Raw genomic sequence first — 15521 nt, forward strand, 5'->3', positions numbered from 1 at the left:
GAGTACTGCGGGGTCAGCCCGTGGGAGGCCAGGGCGCCGCTGACCGGTGGACGGCACCGAGCCGTACGCTTGAACTTGGAAGGGGGAGGCCTCGCGGCCTCCCCCTTTTTTCGTTTGCGGGCTTTTGTCTCACATAGTAGCTGTGTTTTATAACCCTCGTTTGTCGCATCTTCTGTGAACGGGCTACAATAACTTAGTCTGTGCGATATGGAGGTGAACATGGCTGAAGCTGGTATCGGCGTTGATATCGTCGAGATTTCCCGCATGAAATCAATTCTTGAAAAGACGCCGTCGTTTGCTCGGCGTGTGTTTACCGAAGAAGAGCGTGCTTATTGCGATGCATCATCGCGTCCCGCTGCTCACTATGCGAGCCGCTTTGCTTCGCGCGAGGCGGTGCTTAAAGCTCTTGGCACGGGTTTTAGTCAAGGCGTGGGTCGCAAGGATGTTTCGGTAACGCGTGATAAACTCGGCAAACCGAAGGCGCTGCTTTCGGGCCGTGCACTCGAGATCGCTCAAGAGCTGGGTGTTGTTGAGGTCGCTCTTTCCATTACGCTTACAGGAGACTTAGCCGTTGCGAATGCCATCGCGATTACCGAAGATGCTCGACCTAAGCCTAAGGAAGAAAAGGTGAGCACCAAGGAACGCGTAGCGCAGACATTTAAAGAGGCTCGCTCTGTTTTAGATGAGCTTGAGCAGCTGCAGAATTCAGCATTGACGGAGCACCTGGGCGATGCTTCGCAAGATACGCTAGGAGCATAGATGAAACCGGTTTTGAGTACCGAAGAAGTCGTTCGTCTCGAGGACATCATCGAACGCGAAGGGACTTCGAAGGCCGAGCTTATGGAGCTAGCGGGTGAGTTTGCCGCCAACGAGGTCTTGAAGCTCAATCCCGATCGGGTTCTCGTTCTGGTCGGTTTTGGTAATAATGGCGGCGACGGTTGGGTTGCCGCCGATATTCTGAGCCATAAGGGTGTGGACGTCGATATCGTTTCTCCGGTTGAGCCGGATGAGATTCCTGCTGCCCTGGCACGTCATGTTGCTCGTCGTACTGCCGGCCGCGATGTGCACGTTTGCGTCGGCCCCTCGCGTGACGAACTTGAGGTTTTGATCGATAAGGCCGATGTTGTTGTCGATGCCATTTTTGGTACCGGTTTCCACGGGAATCTGCGTGCGCCGTTCTCCATCTGGATTCCTACGGTCAATGAATGCGCCGATTGTGTCGTATCCATTGATGTCCCCTCGGGCCTGAATGCCGAGACGGGCGTTGTTGATGACGACTGCATTCGTGCCGAGCATACGGTGACGATGATTGCGCCCAAGATTGGTCTGTATAGCGCTGATGGCCCTGAGTATGCTGGCGATTTGATCTGCGGCAATCTTTACGACCGTCTTGACGAGGTCATCGATGATGTCGACCACGCCGCCGAGATTGTCGAGCCCGGTGACTTAGTTGATTACTTTGCTCCACTACCTACGAATATCGATAAGTATTCCCGTGGCTCTGTGCTTATTGTCGCCGGATCTGCGCAATATCCTGGTGCTGCCATTATGGCGGCCAAGTCTGCAGCTCGCGCGGGTGCTGGTTACGTGGCAGTCGCGGCTCCTGACGCCTGCGCCAATCTTATTCGCATGGCACTTCCTTCGATTCCCGTCTTTGCTATTCCGTCTGATTCCCGCGGCTCCTTTGGCGCCGCTGCGCGCATGACGGTGTGCGAGATTGCAAAGAAGTACAGCTGTGTACTGTGCGGTCCCGGTATGACGACATCTGCCGGCGCTATGCAGGTGGTTTCGGGCTTGCTCGAGCTTGATGTGCCGCTTATCTTGGACGCCGATGCACTCAACTGCCTTGCTAAGATTGCCATTGACGGTATTGATAGTAATCCCGAGATGTATCGTCGCGAGCAGCCGTTGGTTATGACGCCGCACTATCGTGAGCTTTCGCGTCTGGTTGCCGGTGACGAGGTGAACGACCTTGGTACCGCGATTGCGGCCGCGCAGAAGGTTGTCTGGGCTGCAGGCTCCGACAATCTGGTGGTCATTGCCAAGGGGCCGACGACGGCTATCTGTGGCGTTGAGCGTGTGCTGCTGCCGCTCTCGGGTCCGGCTTCTCTGGCAACTGCCGGTTCGGGTGATGTTCTCGCGGGTATTTTGGCCGGCACGCTTGCCACCATGCGCGACGAGATGGATCGTTGGGAGTTGCTGTATTCGTACGCCGTCGCACTTCACAGCTACGCCGGTTTTGCCGCGGCGACGGAGTATGGTGAGAAGAGCGTCATCGCGACCGATCTTATCGACTTGATCGGTCCTGCCATGGAACTGGCGGCAAAGGATGCGCTCGAAGATCTGGGAATCATGGACGAAGGGTCGGATGACTAATCATGAATAAAGCCGATTTGACGCGCTGGTCCTGGGTCGAGATCGACCGCGGGGCGCTCCGTCGCAACACGAGGGCCTATAAGAACTTGCTGAATCCACGTCAGCGCCTGTGCTGCGTGGTCAAGGCCGATGCTTATGGTCATGGAGCTGTTGAGTGCGCCAAGATCATGTATTCGGCCGGTGCCGACATGTTTGCCGTGGCGACGGTTAACGAGGGCGTTGAGCTCCGACAGGGCGGGATTACGAAACCCATCCTCATCCTAAGCGAGCCGCCTATCGAGGCCATTCCGACGTTGCTCGAGTTTGATATCATGCCCTCGGTCTATACGTCTGACTTTGCTCTTGCGTATGGCGAATGTGCCGTCGCGGCGGGCAAAGTGGGCAAGTATCATCTCGCCATCGAGACGGGCATGAATCGTATCGGCGTTCACTACACGCAGGTGCTCGACTTTGTCCGCGGTATAAATTTCCATCGTGGTATTCAGTGCGACGGCGTATTTACGCACTTCGCCACGGCCGATGAACCTTCGGGCTGGGACTACAAGCTGCAGTGTCAGCGCTTTACCGAGGCCGTTCAGGCCATTAAGGATGCGGGTTTTGAGTGCGGTATCGTGCACTGCGCCAATACGCCGTCCTCGATGCTCGACCCCTCGATGCATTTTGATATGATCCGCGCCGGCGTTGGCTTGTATGGCATGCAGCCGTGCGAGCTGAGTGGCCGCGTGATGCAGCTTGACCCCGTTATGAGCGTCCATGCGCGCGTGACGCGCGTGGCACACCCTGCGATGGGTGAGGGCGTGGGCTACGGTTTTACCTACCGCGTACCGCGTACGCGCGTTCAGATCTGCACGCTGCCGATCGGTTATGCCGACGGCCTATCGCGTACGCTTTCCAATCGTATGGATGTGCTGTATCGCGGCGAGCGCGTGCATCAGGTTGGCAATATCTGCATGGACCAGTTTATGGTCGCCATTCAGTCCAACCCGGCACACGAGATTCCCGAGGCCGAGTATGGTGACGAGATGATTATTGTCGGCCGCGATGGCGATGCCGAGATTACCATGGACGAGATGGCCCGACTGCGCGGAACGATTAACTACGAGGTCGCCTGCGGCTTTGGCATGCGTCTCGACAAGGTCTACGTGTAGGAGCCGCTATGGGCGTCATGCACATCCCCGGCCATACCCATCAGGCGCCACGTGAGGTCGCACTCGAGGAAATTGAGGCCGTTCTGGGCGATTGTCACCTCTGCCAGCTCTACCAGTCGCGTCACAATATCGTGTTTGGCGTGGGAAACCCCCGCGCTCGCGTGATGTTTATCGGTGAGGCGCCGGGCCGCAATGAGGATTTGCAGGGCGAGCCCTTTGTGGGGGCGGCAGGCGAGGACCTCAACGGCATTTTGTCGCTGGCGGGGCTCAAACGCGAAGACGTCTACATTGCCAACGTGCTTAAGTGCCGCCCGCCGGGAAACCGCAATCCGCGTCCCGAGGAAGTGCTGGCTTGCTCGCCGTTTTTGCGTGAGCAGATTCGAAGCATCTGGCCTGATATTATCGTGACGCTCGGCAACCCCGCGACGCACTTTGTGCTTAAGACCGAGATTGGCATTACTAAGCTGCGCGGCAGGTTCCACCAGATGGGGCATTTTGTAGTAATGCCCACTTTTCATCCGGCAGCAGCGCTGCGCAATCCGGCGTGGCAGGAGCTGCTGGAGGAAGACTTTAAGATGCTGGGCGATTATCTGGAGCGACATCCCGCACCAGAGGACGCCTCGGAATAATAAGGAGCATATATGTCCCTGGAGCGCCTGGGGGTAGGTACTTACAAAACGACTTGCGCTGCCGATACGGAGTACTTTGGCGAGCTAATTGCACCGTGCCTTGAGGACGGAGATGTGCTCATCCTGACCGGTGGCCTGGGAGTGGGCAAAACTCACTTTACCAAGGGCGTCTCGCGCGGGCTGGGCGATGGGCATATGGTTACGAGCCCTACGTTTGCGCTCATGGCCGTTCACGATCAAGGTCGTATTCCGCTGTTTCACTTTGATCTATACCGCCTGGAGCATGCCTACGAGCTCGAGGATACGGGCATTTTCGATGTGCTGGGCTATGAGGGTGCTTGCCTGCTGGAATGGGGCGAACAATTCCAAGACGAGCTGACGGATGAGTATCTTTCGGTGACGCTCAAGCGTGATGAGGGCGACAGTGATGTGCGAACGATAACGCTCGAGGCGCACGGTGACCGCGCAATGGAGCTTTCCCATTTGATTGATAAGGCTGTACAAGATGAGCTTGCATAACGACAACGCGCTGGTGGTGGCGCTCGATACCTCGACCGACATGCTTGCCTGCGCGGCAAGCTGGATTGATGGGCAGACGGGCGAGACGAAGCTCGTGAGTGGCGACCACATGTGTCGCCGTCACGCCAACGTTGAGCTCGTGAATACCGTTGATGGCGTGCTGGCTCAAGTCGGTCTGGATCGCAGCGATGTTGGTTGCTACGTGGTCGGCCGCGGCCCGGGGTCGTTTACGGGTGTGCGCATCGGCATCTCCACTGCCAAGGGCCTCGCGCGCGGTGCCAATGTTCCGCTGCTGGGCGTGTCGACGCTCGACGCTTGCGCTTGGACGGCGTGGAAGGCTGGCGTGCGCGGCAAGCTTGGTATCTTGGCCGATGCCATGCGCGGTGAGGTATATCCGGCACTATATATGCTGGGCGATGAGGGTCCCGAGCGTCAATTTGAGCGCGAACACGTGGTCAAGGCCGCCGTGGCGCTCGATGAGTGGCGCCGAGCAGCGGACTGGGACCAGGTTCAGCTGACCGGTGACGGTCTCGTGCGCTATGGCAAGCTGCTGGGTGAGGACGAGACCGCCCGCTGCGTGGAGCGCGACCTGTGGTGGCCTTCGGGCGAGGGCTTGCTGCTCGCGCACGCTGCGGGTGACGGCGATCCGGCTCGCGTCCTGCCGATTTACACGCGCCTTTCGGATGCCGAGGAAAACGAGCGCAAGCGTCTTGGTCTTGCCGAGAGTGCGCAGAGCGAAATTACGGGCGTTGCCGATGAGCTCGCCGGTCGTCATCTGCAGTTCCGTCCCATGGGCGCGGCGGATGCCGAGGGCGCGAGCGCGCTAGAGGCTGCCTGCTTTGAAGGTGCCGGACACGAGGCGTGGACGCCGGGCATGTTCCTGTCCGAACTGGGCGAGGACGTCGCTGCGCCGCGTAGTTGGTGGGTGGCACACGACGACGGCAAGCTACTGGGCCTTGCCGGCGGTATGGTCGTGGACGGTGATGTGCAGATTCTGGATGTCGCCGTCGACCCGGCACATCGCCGTGAGGGCATTGCCCGCAAGCTGCTGTCGCATGTGAGCTATGATGCCCAGATGCTCGGCTGCACCACGGCTTCGCTCGAGGTCGAGGACGGCAACGAGGGAGCGATTGCGCTCTATAACGCTCTGGGCTTTACCGAGGCTGGCCGTCGCCGCGGCTACTATGGTGCCGGCAAGGACGCCATCGTCATGACGGCCCCGCTGCCCCTGGTACTTCCGGTCGACAATGCTTCGCCCGAGCCGACGGCGGCAGAGCAGCGCGTGTGGCCGCTGCCTGCGCCTGGGCGCTCCGAGGGGGAGCGTGCCGAAATTGAGCGCCGCCGCCTAGTGCTCGCTATCGAGAGCTCCTGCGACGAGACGGCCGTGGCGATTATCGATGCGGATGGCAATATGCTGGCCAACCAGGTGTCAACGCAGATTGATTTTCACGCCCGCTTTGGCGGCGTGGTGCCCGAGATCGCCTCGCGCAAACACGTCGAGGTGATTGTGAGTGTCGTGGATGCGGCGCTCGAGGATGCCGCAGCATCGCTTGGTCTTGAGGATGGAGCCATTGCCCCCAGCGAGCTTGCCGCCGTGGGCGTGACACAGGGCCCGGGCCTGGTGGGCGCGCTCGTGGTTGGCGTCGCCTTCGCCAAGGGCTTTGCCTACGCTGCCGGCAAGCCGCTCGTGTGCGTCAACCATCTGGAGGGGCACCTGTTTGCCAACCTGCTGGCGCAACCCGACCTCAAACCGCCGTTTATCTTCACGCTTGTCTCGGGTGGGCACACCATGCTCGTGCACGTGAAGGCGTGGGGCGACTACGAGGTGCTCGGTGAGACGCTCGACGACGCTGTGGGCGAGGCCTTCGACAAGGTAGCCAAGGCATTGGGTCTGGGCTATCCCGGTGGCCCCATCATTTCCAAGCTGGCCGAGACGGGCAACCCCAAGGCGATCGATTTCCCCCGTGCGCTTAACAGCAGAGGAGACTATCGCTTCTCGCTTTCGGGCCTTAAAACCGCTGTGACGCTCTACATTGAACAGGAGACCAAGGCCGGGCGCACGATTCACCTGCCCGATCTGGCGGCTTCGTTTGAGGCAGCTGTCTTTGACGTGCAGTACAAGAAGGCCAAAAACGCACTGCACGCTACCGGATGCAAGGAATACTGCATCGGTGGCGGCGTCTCGGCCAACCCGCATCTGCGCGAGATGATGATCAAGAAGCTTGGACGTCAGGGGATTCGCGTAACGGTGCCGCCCTTGTCTGCCTGTACCGATAACGCAGCCATGATCGCGGAGGTCGCCCGCCGTAAATTCGACCGAGGTGAAATCTCGCCGTTCGACGTCGACGCCGATCCAAACATGACGCTGTAGTCGTACGGGTGCGGTCCCCGACGCTGCCCGGGCGCCAGCGGCCGCATATGAACTTTCCTGCTCTACAGTCCTGCTCACGACGGGGGCCACATTAAGTGGCCTCCTGTTCGTGCGGAACTCGCGATAAAGTTCATATGCGGCCGCTGGCGCCCGGGCAGCGCCGGGGACCTTTCTGTATCGATATAGCTTCTGAGCTGGTTTGGCGTCGACAACGTCCGGCAAGGTTAGCCAGCTGCGTCGAATTTTCGGCGTGCTTTAGCTGAAAGAAAAAGATGGTGTGCGGAGCTTTGCTCCGCATTTGGGATGGGAGCCCCTCGGGAGCGGGCGGGCGTATACAAGGTTTATCGCGAGTTCCGCACGAGCCGGAGAGCACTTAATGTGCTCTCCGTGCGAGCAGGACTGTAGAGCAGGAAACCTTGTATACGCCCGCCCGCTCCCGAGGGGCATCTCTCATGCAAAAACTGTCGTGGGGTAAAGTCCGAGGTCAGTGGCGTTTTATACCGAGAAATCCAAAAAAGTTGAAAATTCATTACAAATTTGCGTTGACTTTAGGCAACTAAAGTTTCATACTCCTTTTCAACCACTGGGGGATGTGAACACGCACGGATTGTTCGCATCATGATTGAAGAGGATTTCTTAGACATGTTCACGCATCAGCTAAACATTATCAGCGTAGTAATTATCTGATGCGGGTTAGCACATACAGCTAGCCCGTACGATAACGGGCGGCTGATAAAGATGAGGGCCGTCGAGCGCAACCGACGGCCCTCATTTTTTATGTCTAGGAAGTTCTTTTTAGAGGAGGAAATGTAATGAACGGAGTTTTGCTCATGGTTGTGGCCGCGGCGGTGCTCGCCTGCGGCTATCTGGGCTATGGCCGATGGCTGGCCAACAAATGGGGCGTTGACAAAGAGGCCCTCACGCCGGCCAAGCGCATGAAGGACGGCAAGAGCTTCTCGCCCGTCTCCGCCTTCACCGCGTTCTCGCACCAGTTCAGCTCAATCTGCGGTGCTGGCCCTGTTACGGGTACGATCGTCGCCATGGCCTTTGGCTGGCTGCCCGTCGTGCTCTGGGTCCTCGTCGGCGGCATCTTCTTTGGCGCCGTCCACGACTTTGGTGCCCTGTACGCTTCGATGAAGAACAACGGCAAGTCGCTCGCTCAGCTCATCGAGAAGTACATCGGCAAGACCGGCCGTCGCCTGTTCCTGCTGTTCTGCTGGCTGTTCTGCATCATCGTCATCGCCGCCTTCACCGACATGGTCTGCAAGACGTTCATGTTCACCCCGGCCGTTGACGCTTCTGGTGCTGCTACCGGTGCCATCGACTTCACCAAGTCCTATGCCGCCGGCTGCGCTGGTACCATCTCCATCCTGTTCACCTTCGTCGCTATCGCCTTTGGTTGGGCCCAGAAGAAGTTCAACCTCACCGGCGCTGCCGAGTTCGTCACCGGCGTTGTCCTCATGGTTCTCATGTTCGCCGTCGGTATGCAGTTCCCGGTCTACCTGGATAAGTTCCAGTGGTTCGCCGTCGTCATGGTCTACCTGGTCTTCGCTGGCGCTATGCCCATCCAGATGCTCAAGACCCCGCGTGACTACCTCACTTCCATCATGATGATCGTCATGATCGTCTGCGCTGTCCTCGGCATCGTCGTCCTGGGCGTCAACGGTCAGGCCACTATCACCGCTCCGGTCTTCACCGGCTTCTCCACTGCCTCCGGCATGATGTTCCCGGTCCTGTTCGTCTCCGTCGCTTGCGGTGCTCTCTCCGGTTTCCACAGCCTCGTTTCTTCCGGCACCTCTTCTAAGCAGGTCGAGAAGGAGCAGGACGCTGTCAAGGTCGGTTACGGCGCCATGATCGTCGAGTCCTTCGTCGGCATCCTTGCCATCATCGTCGCCGGCATCATGTTCTCCGACATGAACACCGCCGGTACCGGCGCCCTCAACGCCGGTGTCGCTTCCACCCCGTTCCAGATCTTCGCCGCTGGCATCTCCCGCGGTATGCAGGCCTTCGGTGTTGACGGCACGCTCGCTACCGTCTTTATGACCATGAACGTCTCCGCTCTGGCCCTGACCTCGCTCGACGCCGTCGCCCGCATCGCCCGCACTTCGTTCTCCGAGTTCTTTGCCCAGACCAACGATGCCCTGGCCATCGAGTCCAAGGCCGGCTACATGAAGGTCCTCGGCAACCCCTGGTTCGCCACGGTCGTTACCCTGCTTCCCGGTCTCGCCCTCGCTTTTGGTGGCTATGCCAACATCTGGCCGCTCTTTGGTGCTTCCAACCAGCTGCTCGGCGGCATGACCATGATCACCCTCGCCGTGTTCTGCAAGTGCACCGGCCGCAAGGGCTGGATGCTCTATGTGCCCGTCGCCTTCCTGCTCTGCTGCACCTTCACCTCGCTGGTCCAGAGCGCCATGGGCTGCATGGCTGCTGTCCAGGCTTACGGCTTCTTCGGCACCATCCCGGCTACCGCCACCACGGCCGCCGTCTCCGTCGCCGCCACCAAGGGCCTGCAGCTTGTCTTCGCCGTCCTGCTGATGGTCCTGGGCCTCATCGTTGCCGTTAACTGCCTCAAGGAGTTCTTCGGCAAGGAGGCTGGTTCCATGCCCGACGAGGAGCCCGAGTGGTCCGAGATGGGCAAGGCCGAGTATGGCCGCACTGCTGCTGCCGAGGCTCCCGCCGACGCCGAGGCTGCCAAGGCCTAATCGACCTGACGAGTTGAGCGTCACATCTATATGACTCGGAAAGACCGGGTCCGCAACGACGCGGACTCGGTCTTTTTTCTTGCGAGAACGGGTGATGCAGGGGCGTCCTCGCAGATGTTTTGCGTGGATAGGCTCGCGCGTTGTACCATATAGACGTATATGTGTACATATGAAAGGGGCCCCGTGGCCAAGACGGTATATTCCGATAACCAAAATAATGTCGATGCCCTGGCTGAGCGTCTGAGCAGCCAGACGTCGCTTTCTGCCGAGCGTGCCAAGCTGGTTGCCTACGACCTGCTTTGCCGCAAGGCGCTCAAGATTAAGTCGAGTGCGCTGGCGCAGATTTTCCGCTCCGTCGATAAGGAATGTGACACCAAGGCGATGCGCGATGAGCTTATCGCGGCAAATATCGTGACAAAGATCGAGGGTAGCGGCATTAACGGGCGCCCGGCGTTCTATGCCATCAATGCCGAGATCAGCGATGTCCAGGAACAACCTGCCGAGTCCGTCGAAGACTTTGTCGTCGAGGATTCTGCTGACGTGCCTGCTGTGGAAGAGGTTGCTCCGCGCGAGCATGTCGATACCGATGAGTTGCTCGATGAGAACGTCGTGCGTGCCTTTACGGCCAAGGCAGGACGCGGCGGTTTTGGTGGGGGTGGCAAGCGCGATGCGCAGCGCCGCGCCCAGCAGGAGCGCTTCCGTCGCGCCGTTGCTCAAAAGGGTGAGACGGATGCCGAGGCCGTCGAGGAAAAGTCCGTCGGGATGCAGGAGCCGACTCGCACTCAAGAGCATGCTAAGATCCAGGAGCCCAAGCGTCGCCGCGGTGCGCATTTTAGGGCCGAACAGCAGGATGTTATGCGCGAGGCCGAAGAGACTGCCGAGGTTGCGGACGATTCCGAGAAGCCGGCCAAGAAGGCCTCAGACTCGTGTCGTCCCGGTCGCGGCTTTGCAGGTCGCGCGTACCCCGTAAAGCGTCAGGAGAAGGTTAATCAGGTTCCGGAGGTGAGGGCCGAGAAGGCCGTGAAGCCTGCCGAGTCGGAAGTTCGTGAACAGAAGCCTGTTGATGAGCAGGTTGCGTCCGATACGGAGACTCAGGGCCAGCAGCCTACTGATGAGCAGACGGAGCAGGGCACGTCGAGCAAGCCTCGCCGCCGTCGCCATCGTGGGGGCCGCAGTTCCCATGCCGAGACTGCAACCGAGAAGACCACGCCGCAGAACGAGGATGCGAAGGCCGAGGTTTCTTCGGGGCAGCCTAAGCGCCAGCCGGCGAAGGAGAGCAAGTTCGATCGTCCGCAGAAGCAGGCGTCTATGCCGAAGCACGAGCGCAATTCCCAGGGCGATTCTAAGCGCAAGTCTCAGAAGAAGCCGGAGTCTGCCGCAGCAGATACTGCTGCCCAGCAGCCCAAGTCGTCCGCCCACGGCGAGGTCTCGGCGTTTGCCCTTGCCCGCGTTTTAGGCAGGCAGCTGCTCAAGGTTGTCCCTACGCCTACGGCGCTCTCCAAGATCAAGGAGCAGCAGACACAGATCGTAAAGGTCGAGGGCAAGGACGGCAAAAAGGCTCCGCAGCGCACTCAGCACAACGAGATGTCCAACCGCAAGATTGCCGAGGAAATCGCAATCATCCAGGCTTGGATCGAGCAGAACCGAGGTGCCGATACGCCGGTTGCCTCGCGCCGCCAGCGTGCCTACCAGATCTTTAACGACGAGAAGGCTTTTGACGGCAAGCACGGTGAGCGCCTGATCAGGCGTATGACCGAAAAGGGCATCAGCATGCAGGCGATCAAGGTCGCCCCCAATCGCCCCGTGCACTTTACGGGCTTCTTTACGCTGGGAGCCGACAAGCCGTTCATTATGGTCGAGAACCTGGACACCTACGACGAGATCGTCAGGCTGCTGCGTGGCCGCAAGCACGCCAAGCTCTTTGGCATCAAGGTGGGCGGCGTGATTTTTGGCGGCGGATGCAAGGCGAGCGTCTCGCATGCCCTGGACGATTATCTGGCCGAGATTGGCTATCGCTTTAACTACGTCTACTACGTGGGCGATATCGATCGCGAGGGCGCACGCATTGTCGAGCAGGCTCGCAATGCCAATGTGGTTGAGATTCGCCTGCATGCCGGCATGTACCGTGCCATGCTCGCCGAGCATAAGCGTCGCGTGAAGGCCGGCGGCGAGTGCGAGCCCGCGGCTGCCAACCAGGGCGTGCCGCAGAACCTGGCGGCGACGATCAAGGATCTGCCCATGGTTACGCGCGTGCAGTTCCGCAACGTGCTGCGCGAGGGCGGGCGCATTCCGCAGGAGATTCTGATGACCGCAGACTATCGGGATGGCGACTCGGGAAGCTTCGACCGCATGCTCAACAACTAGGGCGTTCGGCCCCGGGAGAGCGGGGACACCGGCTTAGGTTTCCTGCTTTACAGTCCTGCTCACGACGGAGGCCACATTAAGTGGCCTCCTGTTCGTGCGGAACTCGCGATAAACCTAAGCCGGTGTCCCCGCTCTCCCGGGGCCTGTGGTTACCTGGTTGTTGCATGCGGCTCGCTTTTCGGAACTGGGCTGATATTTTCTTGATGTTAGGCGCTCTTGGTCCTAATGGGCTTGGGGCGCCTTCGCGTTTCCTCAGCTCCGCACCCTTGCGGGTTCGAATTCCTCCGCTTGCCCACAAGAAAGCGCTCCAGGTTCATAAGGGCCTGGAGCGCTGTGTTCTTAAGGGCTGGGACGGAGGGATTCGAACCCCCAACAGCCGGCACCAAAAACCGGAGTTCTACCGTTGAACTACGTCCCAATGTGTGGTGTTGCCCAAAAGCAACTCGTTTAGTTTACCTAATCTGCGAGGGCATCGCAAACGCCATCGAGCAGGCGTACGGCGAGTGTCTGCGCGTCGCTGGCCGTGAAGGTGCCGTTGTAGCGCGTCATGCCCGTGAGCTCAATGCGAATGCGAGCCGGCTTCTGCTGCGCGGCGACATTGGCGGTGCGGATGCGCTGGGCCAGGTTGTGGCACTCGGCGAGGGCAATCGTGGCGCGCGGTGCGGCGTCGGCGGGCAGCTCGTCGCTTGCGATTTCGAGCACCAGGTCAACGTCGGTTGGGACCTCGAAGTCGCAGAGCATCATGCCGCTGTTGTCGGTCGTTGCCGTGGCGATATTCCACATGCGCGACGCAACGCTGCGTGCGATGGGGTCCTCGCCGATAACGGCAATCTGGAAACGCTCGAGCACGTTGGCGGCGCGAGCAAAACCGATGCGGGACTCGGCTTCGGTGACCGAGGGCTTGCCCTCCCACACATGGTGCAGGCGGTTGATGTAGGCGTAGGTGTCCTGGAAGGCCATGCCGTCGGCAAACAGGCCGACATTTTCCTGGAACTGCTGCAGGGCGGCCTCGGTATGCGGGCCAAAGTAGCCGTCGTCTTCGCCACAGGCAAAGCCCAAAACGTTGAGAGCGCGCTGCAGGGCCTGCACATCGGCGCCATGGAAATTGGGCATGCGCAGATAGAGGGTGCGGTCGCCCAGCTTATACGAAGCGTCTACAAGGGCGCTCCAGCAGGGGATATCGACGGCATGACCGGCAGCAAGGCCGCTGTCGAGCCTGAAGGTGCTGACGGCCTGCTCAGTGGTGGCTCCAAAGTACTTGTCGGTGACTTCGGCGGCATCAATCGTGTAGCCGAGCTGCAGGAGACGAGACTGCACGTCCTCGACGGCTGCTCCTTGCATGCCCGTTGTAATAGGTTCCATGAACGAACCCCTTTCGGCGTACCATTCGTACTATTTGAGCGTCTGTCGGATAGACAACGCAAAGGGATGCATAAACATGCACTCAACAGTGTAGCAAGTTGTGCCTAAATACGCTGCTGACAGGTTTTATAACCCCCGTTAGTTAAGGCGCTCCACAAAGAAATCTGCCATGGAGAGGAACAGCTCGCGTGCGTGCGGATCAAGCTCAACGTTCTCGATGGCCGCTTTGGCCTTAGCGGTCAGGTCGAGCGCGTAAGTGTGGGCGTAATCGATGGAGCCGGTCTCCTGGAAGATATCCACGGCGCGTGCGAGCTGCGCGGGATCATCGGTGCCCGAGGAAAGAATCGCCTCGACCTCGTCGTGGTGGTGCTCATCAGAGAGGGCATGTACGGCGACAAGCGTGCGCTTGCCCTCGGTGATGTCGGTGCGGAAGTCCTTGTTGGCGGCTTCCTTAGTGCCGACAAGGTTGAGCAGGTCGTCCTGAATCTGAAAGGCAAGGCCCGTGTGCAGGCCAAAGGCGCGCAGCGCTTCGATTTGCTTATCGCTGCCGCCGCCGATAATGGCTCCGGCGGCAAGCGGCGTGGCTCCGCTGTAAAACGCGGTCTTGTGCGTCGCCATGTCCAGGTAGTCATCAACCGAGATATCAAAGCGCCCGTCACGGACCCAACCCAGGTCGAGTGCTTGACCCTCGATGGTGCGGACGATCATCTCGGTAAGCTCGTGGAGCACGCGCAGCTTCACGTCGGACTCAAGCGTAGGGTCGTCGAGAACCGTCTTGGTGACCATGGTGAGCGCCAGGTCGCCACAATTGATGGCAAGCCCCGTGCCCTCGGTAAGGTGCATGCAGGGCTTGCCTCGACGAAGCTGTCCGTTGTCGGCGATGTCGTCGTGGATCAGCGCGCCCGACTGGAAATGCTCGATGGCTGCCGCGGCGCTGCGGGCGCTCTCAAAGCTGCCGCCCACTGCGGTTGCGGCGAGCATACAGATAAGCGGGCGGTGGCGCTTGCCGGCGTTGGCCGTAAAAGCCGAGAGCGGCGCATACAGGTAGCGCTCGATATCGGCAGAGGTCGCCTGTCCGTCAAAGAACGTGGCCAGATAGTCGTTAATCTGGTCAAAGTGCTGGGCTAAAAAGCTGGTAAACGGACTGGACACGGGTTCTCGCATTCTTTCTTGGGTTACATCGTTGCGGTGTGCAGATACCATATTGCCACATTGGAGTTGCCGGCGCGTCTGTTTTGGCGATTTGGGGAAACGGGACGCGTGCGCGTGCCGTCTGCTTATATAAGCCTAAAGTGCTCGAGCGCCTTGACGACGCCATCTTTGTCGACCGAGTCGGTGATGTAGTCGGCGCGCTTTTTGAGATAGTCCGGCGCATTGCCCATGGCGATACCGACATCGACGGCGTTCATCAGCGAGACGTCATTGCTGGCGTCGCCGATGCCGTATACGGTTCCATGGTGGGGATCGAGGGCGTCGAGTACAGACTGGATGCCCCCGCGCTTCGTGCATTCGCGGGGCGAGATTTCGGTTACCTCGAGTTCAAGCTCGTTAAAGCACAGCAGCGGCTCAAGTGCCTTATCTTGAGCGATGTGGTTGGCGAGCGATGTAGACATCAAGATCTTGTAGGCACTGTAATGTTGCAGCTGCGTGACTGCGTCGCCCAAGGTGCGCGCGTATCCGGGAGCATCGGGGGCATCGGCACTCATGCGCACGACGCCGTTGAGGCCCTCAAAGCGGATGACCTCGCCCGATTGCTCAAGGTAGGGGGCAAGACGCTGCAGCATACTGGGCGTCATCGACAGATCGCGAATTGCGTGTCCGTTGATCTCGGCGTAACCGCCCGCAAGACAGACGATGCCGGTCCAGGGCAGCTCAAGAAGTTTGGGGTGGATGCAGCTCAGGGTGCGCCCTGTGCAGATAAAGGCCATGCTGCCGTTTGCAACGAAATCGCGGATTGCCTGCGAAACCGCCTCGTTGGGATAGGGGGAGAGGTCCCGCTCGTCTTCGGGAAGGTCTTGGGCGAGCCTGGGGTCTTGCCAGGCGAGCGTTC

11 protein-coding genes and 1 tRNA gene are annotated in these 15521 nt (G+C 59.7%); 8 read left to right on the forward strand and 4 right to left on the reverse strand.

All coding sequences use genetic code 11. The features are described 5' to 3' along the window. Positions 1 to 219: 219 nt before the first annotated feature. The 8 genes from acpS (at position 220) to AB5164_RS07790 (ending at position 12109) form a co-directional block, all read left to right on the forward strand. On the forward strand, positions 220 to 759 hold the full coding sequence (acpS, locus tag AB5164_RS07755; RefSeq protein ID WP_055310749.1) for a holo-ACP synthase: 540 nt from the start codon (positions 220 to 222) through the stop codon (positions 757 to 759). Then, entirely contained in the window at positions 760 to 2376 is a 1617-nt protein-coding gene (locus AB5164_RS07760; RefSeq protein WP_082222952.1) for an NAD(P)H-hydrate dehydratase, read from the forward strand. A 2-nt stretch (positions 2377 to 2378) separates the two neighbouring features. Continuing rightward, the gene (gene alr / locus AB5164_RS07765) at positions 2379 to 3524 is read left to right on the forward strand and encodes an alanine racemase (protein ID WP_035137770.1); all 1146 of its coding nucleotides are present in this window, start codon (positions 2379 to 2381) and stop codon (positions 3522 to 3524) included. Positions 3525 to 3532: 8 nt separating this feature from the next. After that, positions 3533 to 4153: a uracil-DNA glycosylase gene (locus tag AB5164_RS07770; protein WP_006235848.1), complete on the forward strand. Its 621-nt coding sequence runs from the start codon at positions 3533 to 3535 to the stop codon at positions 4151 to 4153. Positions 4154 to 4165: 12 nt separating this feature from the next. Then, positions 4166 to 4672: a tRNA (adenosine(37)-N6)-threonylcarbamoyltransferase complex ATPase subunit type 1 TsaE gene (gene tsaE / locus AB5164_RS07775; RefSeq protein WP_006235849.1), complete on the forward strand. Its 507-nt coding sequence runs from the start codon at positions 4166 to 4168 to the stop codon at positions 4670 to 4672. Further along, complete coding sequence (tsaD, locus tag AB5164_RS07780) at positions 4659 to 7043, forward strand: tRNA (adenosine(37)-N6)-threonylcarbamoyltransferase complex transferase subunit TsaD (protein WP_343001202.1); 2385 nt, start codon at positions 4659 to 4661, stop codon at positions 7041 to 7043. Before tsaE ends, tsaD begins: the two co-directional genes overlap by 14 nt. A gap of 812 nt (positions 7044 to 7855) precedes the next feature. Further along, entirely contained in the window at positions 7856 to 9745 is a 1890-nt protein-coding gene (locus AB5164_RS07785) for a carbon starvation CstA family protein (protein WP_343001201.1), read from the forward strand. 183 nt (positions 9746 to 9928) lie between these two features. After that, positions 9929 to 12109 carry a hypothetical protein gene (locus AB5164_RS07790; RefSeq protein ID WP_368142987.1) on the forward strand — a complete coding sequence of 727 codons (2181 nt, stop codon included), beginning with the start codon at positions 9929 to 9931 and terminating at the stop codon, positions 12107 to 12109. 346 nt (positions 12110 to 12455) lie between these two features. Here AB5164_RS07790 and AB5164_RS07795 read toward each other — a convergent pair. The 4 genes from AB5164_RS07795 to AB5164_RS07810 form a co-directional block, all read right to left on the reverse strand. Further along, positions 12456 to 12527: transfer RNA gene (locus AB5164_RS07795), tRNA-Gln, on the reverse strand. Positions 12528 to 12565: 38 nt separating this feature from the next. After that, positions 12566 to 13471 (reverse strand): peptidoglycan-binding domain-containing protein, encoded by a 906-nt coding sequence (locus AB5164_RS07800; protein ID WP_368142985.1) that lies wholly within the window; start codon positions 13469 to 13471, stop codon positions 12566 to 12568. Between the two features lie 138 nt (positions 13472 to 13609). Next, entirely contained in the window at positions 13610 to 14623 is a 1014-nt protein-coding gene (locus tag AB5164_RS07805) for a polyprenyl synthetase family protein (protein WP_368142984.1), read from the reverse strand. Between the two features lie 125 nt (positions 14624 to 14748). Next, positions 14749 to 15521: HAD hydrolase family protein (locus AB5164_RS07810; RefSeq protein ID WP_368147950.1), on the reverse strand; the 773-nt coding region annotated here is incomplete at its 5' end.

It is taken from the genome of Collinsella aerofaciens (genome assembly GCF_040915425.1).
Lineage (GTDB): Bacteria > Actinomycetota > Coriobacteriia > Coriobacteriales > Coriobacteriaceae > Collinsella > Collinsella aerofaciens_BW.

Coding starts and splice junctions, on each gene's coding strand:
- AB5164_RS07760 (WP_082222952.1), top strand. CDS start 760: ATGAAACCGGTTTTGAGTACCGAAGAAGTCGTTCGTCTCGAGGACATC.
- tsaD (WP_343001202.1), top strand. CDS start 4,659: ATGAGCTTGCATAACGACAACGCGCTGGTGGTGGCGCTCGATACCTCG.
- AB5164_RS07800 (WP_368142985.1), bottom strand. CDS start 13,471: ATGGAACCTATTACAACGGGCATGCAAGGAGCAGCCGTCGAGGACGTG.
- tsaE (WP_006235849.1), top strand. CDS start 4,166: ATGTCCCTGGAGCGCCTGGGGGTAGGTACTTACAAAACGACTTGCGCT.
- alr (WP_035137770.1), top strand. CDS start 2,379: ATGAATAAAGCCGATTTGACGCGCTGGTCCTGGGTCGAGATCGACCGC.
- acpS (WP_055310749.1), top strand. CDS start 220: ATGGCTGAAGCTGGTATCGGCGTTGATATCGTCGAGATTTCCCGCATG.
- AB5164_RS07785 (WP_343001201.1), top strand. CDS start 7,856: ATGAACGGAGTTTTGCTCATGGTTGTGGCCGCGGCGGTGCTCGCCTGC.
- AB5164_RS07770 (WP_006235848.1), top strand. CDS start 3,533: ATGGGCGTCATGCACATCCCCGGCCATACCCATCAGGCGCCACGTGAG.